This is a genomic window from Vibrio sp. Vb0598 (assembly GCF_033338935.1).
Lineage (GTDB): Bacteria > Pseudomonadota > Gammaproteobacteria > Enterobacterales > Vibrionaceae > Vibrio > Vibrio alginolyticus.
The window spans coordinates 43,347-51,065 of the sequence record NZ_JAWOTP010000026.1; the positions used below are offsets into that span (position 1 = coordinate 43,347).

7 protein-coding genes and 4 tRNA genes are annotated in these 7,719 nt (G+C 45.6%); 9 read left to right on the forward strand and 2 right to left on the reverse strand.

What is annotated here, in order from left to right; genetic code table 11:
• Both prfA and hemA read right to left on the reverse strand, forming a co-directional pair.
• Window positions 1-1,089 (reverse strand): peptide chain release factor 1, encoded by a 1,089-nt coding sequence (gene prfA / locus R7Q38_RS20370; protein ID WP_318114335.1) that lies wholly within the window; start codon window positions 1,087-1,089, stop codon window positions 1-3.
• A 29-nt stretch (window positions 1,090-1,118) separates the two neighbouring features.
• Window positions 1,119-2,375, reverse strand: a complete 1,257-nt coding sequence (hemA, locus tag R7Q38_RS20375) for a glutamyl-tRNA reductase (protein WP_005384104.1) — start codon at window positions 2,373-2,375, stop codon at window positions 1,119-1,121.
• A 134-nt stretch (window positions 2,376-2,509) separates the two neighbouring features.
• Here hemA and lolB point away from each other — a divergent pair, with 134 nt between their 5' ends.
• From lolB to R7Q38_RS20420, 9 genes are all read left to right on the forward strand, one after another.
• Window positions 2,510-3,148: a lipoprotein insertase outer membrane protein LolB gene (lolB, locus tag R7Q38_RS20380; protein ID WP_017634843.1), complete on the forward strand. Its 639-nt coding sequence runs from the start codon at window positions 2,510-2,512 to the stop codon at window positions 3,146-3,148.
• A complete protein-coding gene (ispE, locus tag R7Q38_RS20385) occupies window positions 3,145-4,017 on the forward strand; it encodes a 4-(cytidine 5'-diphospho)-2-C-methyl-D-erythritol kinase (protein ID WP_318114336.1) in 873 nt (290 codons plus the stop codon). Before lolB ends, ispE begins: the two co-directional genes overlap by 4 nt.
• Before the next feature lie 27 nt (window positions 4,018-4,044).
• Entirely contained in the window at window positions 4,045-4,989 is a 945-nt protein-coding gene (locus R7Q38_RS20390; RefSeq protein WP_005393176.1) for a ribose-phosphate pyrophosphokinase, read from the forward strand.
• A gap of 151 nt (window positions 4,990-5,140) precedes the next feature.
• Window positions 5,141-5,731, forward strand: a complete 591-nt coding sequence (gene pth, locus R7Q38_RS20395; RefSeq protein WP_042524127.1) for an aminoacyl-tRNA hydrolase — start codon at window positions 5,141-5,143, stop codon at window positions 5,729-5,731.
• Window positions 5,732-5,741: 10 nt separating this feature from the next.
• Complete coding sequence (ychF, locus tag R7Q38_RS20400; RefSeq protein WP_005393178.1) at window positions 5,742-6,833, forward strand: redox-regulated ATPase YchF; 1,092 nt, start codon at window positions 5,742-5,744, stop codon at window positions 6,831-6,833.
• Window positions 6,834-7,117: 284 nt separating this feature from the next.
• Window positions 7,118-7,194 (forward strand) — tRNA-Met (locus R7Q38_RS20405).
• 54 nt (window positions 7,195-7,248) lie between these two features.
• A tRNA-Leu gene (locus tag R7Q38_RS20410) sits at window positions 7,249-7,333 on the forward strand.
• Window positions 7,334-7,365: 32 nt separating this feature from the next.
• Window positions 7,366-7,440, forward strand: a tRNA-Gln gene (locus R7Q38_RS20415).
• A 77-nt stretch (window positions 7,441-7,517) separates the two neighbouring features.
• Window positions 7,518-7,594: transfer RNA gene (locus tag R7Q38_RS20420), tRNA-Met, on the forward strand.
• Window positions 7,595-7,719 lie beyond the last annotated feature (125 nt).

Here is a 7,719-nt window from a genome sequence, read left to right on the forward strand (position 1 = left end):
TTAGCCGTTCTCAGCTAGCGCCGCTAGTTGGTCTGCTTGGTGCTCTTGAACTACTGGATCGATCAGGCTTTGTAGATCACCTTCCATCACTTCGTTCAAACGGTAGATGGTTAGGTTGATACGGTGATCAGAAACACGACCTTGTGGGTAGTTGTAAGTACGGATACGGTCACTACGGTCACCAGAACCTAGTAGGTTACGACGTGTATCAGATACTTCTGCGGCACGACGCTCTTCTTCCGCTTGAACGATACGAGCAGCAAGAACCGCCATTGCTTTCGCTTTGTTCTTGTGCTGTGAACGCTCATCCTGACACTCTACTACCGTACCCGTTGGTAAGTGGGTAATACGAATTGCAGAATCCGTGGTGTTAACGTGCTGACCACCCGCGCCAGATGCACGGAACGTATCGATTTTCAGGTCTGCTGCTTTGATTTCAGGCAGATCCGCTTCAGGGATTTCCGCCATTACTGCTACTGTACAAGCAGAAGTATGCACACGGCCTTGAGATTCAGTTGCAGGAACACGCTGTACACGGTGACCGCCTGACTCAAATTTCAACACGCCGTATGCACCGTCGCCGCTTACTTTCGCGATCATCTCTTTGTAACCACCGTGCTCTGCCTCGTTTGAAGACATGACTTCGATGCGCCAGCCACGCTTTTCTGCGTACTTGCTGTACATACGGAATAGATCACCCGCGAAGATACCCGCTTCGTCGCCACCCGCACCTGCACGAATTTCTAGGAAACAGTTACGATCATCGTTCGGATCTTTTGGCAGAAGAAGAATCTGTAACTCATCAGTAAGACGCTCAATCGTCGCTTTCGCTTCTTTGATTTCTTCTTGCGCCATTTCACGCATTTCTTCGTCGTCTTCGTTTGCCATCTCTTCAGCGGCGACAAGATCTTCTTGTGCTTGTTGATAAGCTTGGAAGCACTTGGTTACTTCTTCTAGCTGAGAGTACTCTCTTGATAGAGCACGGAATTTGTCCTGATTTCCAATTACATCAGGATCACCAAGAAGATGTTGAACTTCTTCGTAACGTTCTACTAGCGTTTCTAGCTTAGTCAGAATAGAGGCTTTCATAGTGTCGTTTTCTTAATAAAAAGCGTGAGTTATAGATCATCCAAGCCAAGTGTTTGGCGGATAATCGTTAATTTTGCTGGTTCGCCTTGCTCTGCTGCACTTTGCAATGCGCGAGTTGGAGCGTGAATCAGTTTGTTGGTGAGTTTATTACTCAGCTCGCGCAGCACTTTCTCCGGATCTGCGCCTGCCGCTAAAGATTGCAAACTTTTGCTCAGTAACTCTTCACGAATTTCGTTGGCTGATTTGCGATAGTCGCGAATACTATCGACGGCTTGCAGTGAACGCAACCATGTCATAAATGCAGCGCTTTCTTCACTAACAATCGCTTCAGCTTGAATCGCTTCGACTTTACGCTGCTCAATGTTGCTGTCGATGATAGATTGCAAGTCATCAACAGAATACAGATATGCGTCGTTCAGTTCACCGACTTCCGACTCTACATCTCGCGGCACCGCAATATCGACTAACAAGATAGGTTGATGTCGGCGCTGCTTTAGAGCTGTTTCGACCATACCTTTGCCAATAATAGGCAATGGGCTCGCCGTTGAGCTAATCACAATGTCCGCTTTCGCCAAATGTTCAGGAATTTCGTTCAAACTGATCACTTCTGCGCCAAATTGGTCCGCTAAGCCTTGCGCGCGCTCTTTAGTGCGGTTCGCGACAATCATTTTTGTGCAACCGTTGGACGCTAAATGCTTCGCGACCAATTCAATCGTCTCGCCCGCACCAACTAAAAGCACGGTTGAATCTGATAACGACTCAAAAATATGTTTTGCCAGTGTACATGCCGCATAAGCCACGGACACGGCATTACCACCAATATCTGTCTCTGTTCTTACCCGTTTGGCGACTGAGAACGTCTTTTGAAACAGTTTATCAATCGAGGCATCGACAGCTTGATGATCTCGCGAGTCAGAAAATGCTTGCTTTACCTGCCCCAAAATTTGAGGCTCACCCAACACCAGAGAGTCAAGACCGCACGATACGCGCATCAAATGCTTTATTGCAGCTTGTTCTTCATGAACATACAAACTCGGCATTAAATCTTCGCGGCTCACTTGATGAAATTGAGCAAGCCAATCGATCAACTTGTTTCGCGCTCCTTGCTTAACATCGCAGTACAACTCAGTTCGGTTACAGGTTGAAACAATCACACTGCCGTTAACCGCTTCGTGCTCTCTAAGTTGCTCGAGTGCAGGGCCGAGTTTATCCGGACCAAACGCCACCTTCTCTCGCAAGTCGACAGACGCTGTATTGTGATTAATTCCAATAGCAAGCAAGGACATCTAACGTGGTATCTCTGGGATAGGTTATAAAATAGGTCCAGAATTTTACTGTAAGCACGCATTTATTGAAAGGGTAAGCCGGATTTGTTTTCCTAAGTGCGACTTTTCAATGCTATAGTTGTGAGCGATTCCCGATGAAACTGATTAATAAGCCATCAAACATGACGTTACGCTCCTTTATTCTTTTTTTCTTGTCGAGCTTACTGCTCGCTGGTTGTTCGTCCGTTCCTGAAAGTGTTACCAGCGTTGAATGGCAAGCTCATGAGCAGCGACTCGAAACCATCCAAGATTTTCAAGCAACGGGGAAACTTGGTTATATTGGCCCAGACCAAAGACAAAATTTAAACTTCTACTGGAAACATTCTTCAGCACTAAGCCAGTTGCGTTTAACAACGATTCTCGGACAAACGGCATTAAAGCTCACCATCACCCCACAAGGCGCCACAGTAGAAACTTACGACGATCAGGTCCTTTCTTCTCGCAGTGCTAACCAGCTGATTTACCGTCTTACAGGGTTGATGATGCCCGTCGATCACATGCCTGACTGGCTATTAGGTCTACCGACCGATGCCGACAAATTCCAACTGTCTCCAACCAATACACTGCAAGCGTTAAACAAACAAATTGGTTTAAATGATTGGAGTATTGCATATCAAAGATATGGCGACGTTCAATGGCATGAACAGTCTCTCCCTCTGCCAAATAAGCTGAAACTCACCACAGCTGATGTCAAAATAAATCTAGTGATCACAAAATGGAACATCACCCAATGATCGAACTTTCAACCCGCTGGCCATCACCAGCGAAATTGAATCTCTTTCTATACATCAACGGTCGCACAGAAAATGGCTACCACGAGTTACAAACCTTATTCCAATTCGTCGATCACGGCGATGAACTGACCATAAAAGCCAACGAGGCTGGCGAGATCACCATTTCCCCTGAAATCGAAGGCGTTCCGCTAAAAGACAACCTAATATGGAAAGCAGCAACCGCGCTTCAAGCTTACTCAAACTGCCCTTTTGGCGCGCATATTGAGCTACAGAAAGTGCTGCCTATGGGTGGGGGCATTGGTGGGGGCTCATCGAATGCAGCTACAGCACTAGTGGCACTGAACTACTTGTGGCAACTGAATCTAACTGACGATGAACTGGCTGAAATTGGTTTAAAGTTGGGCGCAGACGTGCCCGTATTTGTGCGCGGATTTGCAGCTTTTGCTGAAGGTGTTGGTGAAAAACTCTCTCCTGCTTATCCCGAAGAAAAGTGGTATTTAGTCGTCAGACCGAATGTATCTATCGCAACCGTCGACGTTTTTTGTCATCCAGATCTAACGCGAAACACCCCAAAACGAGATCTAGAAACACTTTTAAATACGCCAAGCGTAAACGATTGCGAAAAAATTGTACGAATGCTCTACCCAGAGGTTGATAAGCAACTTTCTTGGCTGCTACAATACGCGCCGTCAAGATTGACGGGGACAGGATCTTGCGTTTTTGCTGAATTTTCGAGCAAATCTGAAGCAGAAACTATCCTTGCACAACTCTCTGATAAAGTCTCGGCATTTGTCGCTCAAGGGCGCAATATTTCGCCATTAAAAGAGACTTTGGCTGAATACCAATCAGCCTCACACCGACCTATTTAAACTGGACGCAAACCCGAGGTTTCCACCGTGCCTGATATGAAGCTATTTGCTGGTAACGCAACACCTGAACTAGCCCAACGTATTGCTGATCGTCTTTACATCTCTCTTGGTGATGCATCTGTTTCTCGCTTTTCTGATGGCGAAGTTGCAGTTCAAATCAATGAGAATGTTCGTGGTAGCGATGTTTTCATCATTCAATCCACTTGTGCACCGACTAACGACAACCTAATGGAATTGGTTGTTATGATTGATGCAATGCGCCGTGCTTCAGCAGGCCGTATCACTGCAGTTATCCCTTACTTCGGCTACGCTCGCCAAGACCGTCGTGTACGTTCTGCGCGTGTGCCAATTACTGCAAAAGTTGTTGCTGATTTCCTATCTAACGTTGGTGTTGACCGCGTTCTAACTATCGACCTACACGCAGAGCAAATTCAAGGCTTCTTCGATGTACCTGTAGACAACATCTTCGGCACGCCAGTGCTACTTGAAGATATGCAGGCTCGCGGTCTAGATAACCCTGTAGTGGTATCTCCTGACCTAGGTGGCGTTGTTCGTGCTCGTGCAACAGCAAAAGCACTAGGCGACATCGACATCGCAATCGTAGATAAGCGTCGTCCACGTGCAAACGTTTCTGAAGTAATGAACCTAATCGGTGATGTTGAAGGTCGTGACTGTGTGATCGTTGATGACATGATCGACACAGGTGGCACACTATGTAAAGCAGCTGAAGCACTAAAAGAGCGCGGTGCTAAGCGTGTATTCGCTTACGCTACTCACGCAGTATTCTCAGGCAACGCTGCGGATAACATCAAGAACTCAGTTCTTGACCAAGTTATCGTGACTGACTCTATCTCTCTGTCTAAAGAGATGGCTGCAACAGGTAAAGTGACAACACTAAGCCTATCTCGCATGCTAGCTGAAGCGATTCGTCGTATCAGCAACGAAGAGTCAATCTCTGCAATGTTCAACTAATACGAACATTTCAGTTAAACTGATTTCAAAAGCACCCCTCTTTGGGGTGTTTTTTTATTTGTATCGATAGGCAGAAAATCCCTTGGTCGCCCACTGCGAGAATTCTGTGCTATCATACTGCGCTTTTTGAGATTCCAGAGAGATCCTAACCTTGACTCAACCAATCAAACTTCTTGTTGGTCTTGCTAATCCGGGACCAGAATACGCCAGAACTCGTCACAATGCGGGCGCTTGGGTTGTAGAAGAATTAGCACGCGTTCACAACGTTACACTGAAGAACGAACCAAAGTTTTTTGGTCTAACAGGACGCATTATGGTCAATGGCCAGGATCTCCGTTTGCTTATCCCAACCACCTTCATGAATCTATCAGGTAAATCGATCGCTGCGCTTGCGAAATTTTATCAAATTAAACCTGAAGAGATCATGGTTGCTCATGACGAGCTAGACTTACCGCCAGGTGTCGCTAAGTTTAAAAAAGGTGGGGGTCACGGTGGACACAACGGTCTGCGTGACACCATTAGCAAACTGGGCAATAACAAAGATTTTTATCGTCTTCGTATTGGCATTGGTCATCCGGGACACAAAGATAAAGTGGCGGGTTTTGTATTAGGTAAAGCGCCAGCTAAAGAGCAAGAGCTTTTAGATGCAGCAGCTGATGAGGCTGTTCGTTGTCTAGATATCCTGATTAAGGATGGCCTATCTAAAGCACAAAATCGCCTCCACACGTTCAAAGCTGAATAAGGTTACTATCATGGGTTTTAAATGTGGCATCGTTGGTCTACCTAACGTAGGTAAATCAACTCTGTTCAACGCACTAACTAAAGCGGGTATCGAAGCAGCAAACTTCCCGTTCTGTACCATTGAACCAAACACTGGTGTGGTTCCTGTGCCAGATCTACGTCTAGACGCACTAGCTAAGATCGTTAACCCACAGAGAGTTCTTCCAACGACGATGGAGTTCGTGGACATCGCTGGTCTTGTTGCTGGTGCATCACGTGGTGAAGGTTTAGGTAACAAATTCCTAGCTAACATCCGTGAAACAGACGCGATTGGCCACGTTGTACGTTGTTTTGAAAACGAAAACATTGTTCATGTTTCAGGTAAAGTTTCACCTATTGAAGATATCGAAGTGATCAACCTTGAACTTGCAATGGCTGACCTAGATTCTTGTGAGCGAGCGATTCAACGTAACGCGAAGAAAGCAAAAGGCGGCGATAAAGACGCAAAATTTGAACTAACCGTACTAGAAAAACTGTTACCAGTACTAACTGAAGGCGGCATGGCACGCACAGTTGAGCTATCTAAAGAAGAGTTAGCAGCAATCGGCTATCTAAACTTCCTAACACTGAAGCCAACTATGTACATTGCAAACGTAAACGAAGATGGCTTCGAAAATAATCCATATCTAGATGCGGTTCGTGAGTTCGCAGAAAAAGAAAACAATGTCGTTGTACCTGTATGTGCAGCTATCGAATCTGAACTATCTGAACTAGAAGATGAAGATCGCGAAGAATTCCTAGCAGATATGGGGATCGAAGAGCCGGGTCTGAACCGTGTAATTCGCTCTGGTTACGAACTACTGACTCTACACACCTACTTCACAGCAGGTGTTAAAGAAGTACGTGCTTGGACAATCCCTGTTGGTGCAACTGCGCCTCAGGCGGCAGGTAAGATCCACACTGACTTCGAGAAAGGCTTTATTCGTGCAGAAGTAGTCGGTTACGACGATTTCATCCAATTCAATGGTGAAAATGGCGCAAAAGACGCAGGTAAATGGCGTCTAGAAGGTAAAGACTACATCGTAAAAGATGGTGATGTTGTACACTTCCGCTTCAATGTTTAATTAAATGAATGAATTCTAAACACTTCATTTACACTAAAAGCCAGCTGTTAAGCTGGCTTTTTTAATACCTTAAGTAAATGAACAAAAATAAATTACGCAACTGCAAGCTAATTTATTTCCAGTTTTAGATCATAAACACGCCTCTTTGTTTAAAAAGGAAGCGAACGAGGTTTTTTCCGAAATTTATTAAAAAAAACTGTTGACGGATCTCACTCAACTTCGCATAATGCGCGCCGTTCCCAACGACAAGGCAACAAAGCGTTGAGAACAAAAAATATGGTTTTGGCTACGTAGCTCAGCTGGTTAGAGCACATCACTCATAATGATGGGGTCACAGGTTCGAATCCCGTCGTAGCCACCATGAACAACGTTATTTAGGTCTTTACCAATTACCTTGATAACTACAGAATAAGTTGCGGAAGTGGCGGAATTGGTAGACGCACCAGATTTAGGTTCTGGCGCCGCAAGGTGTGAGAGTTCAAGTCTCTCCTTCCGCACCATATTTTAAATAGTCATTGTGACTATTGCCTGCAGGTCTATCGCCAAGCGGTAAGGCAGCGGCTTTTGATGCCGCCATTCCCTGGTTCGAATCCAGGTAGACCTGCCATTATTCAAGTGCGATTCCTTTATAAAAGGGGTTGTCACTGAGAGCGTGAAGGTTTATATTGTCTCGCTCCAAAAGATGGCTACGTAGCTCAGCTGGTTAGAGCACATCACTCATAATGATGGGGTCACAGGTTCGAATCCCGTCGTAGCCACCATGAACAACGTTATTTAGGTCTTTACCAATTACCTTGATAACTACAGAATAAGTTGCGGAAGTGGCGGAATTGGTAGACGCACCAGATTTAGGTTCTGGCGCCGCAAGGTGTGAGAGTTCAAGTCT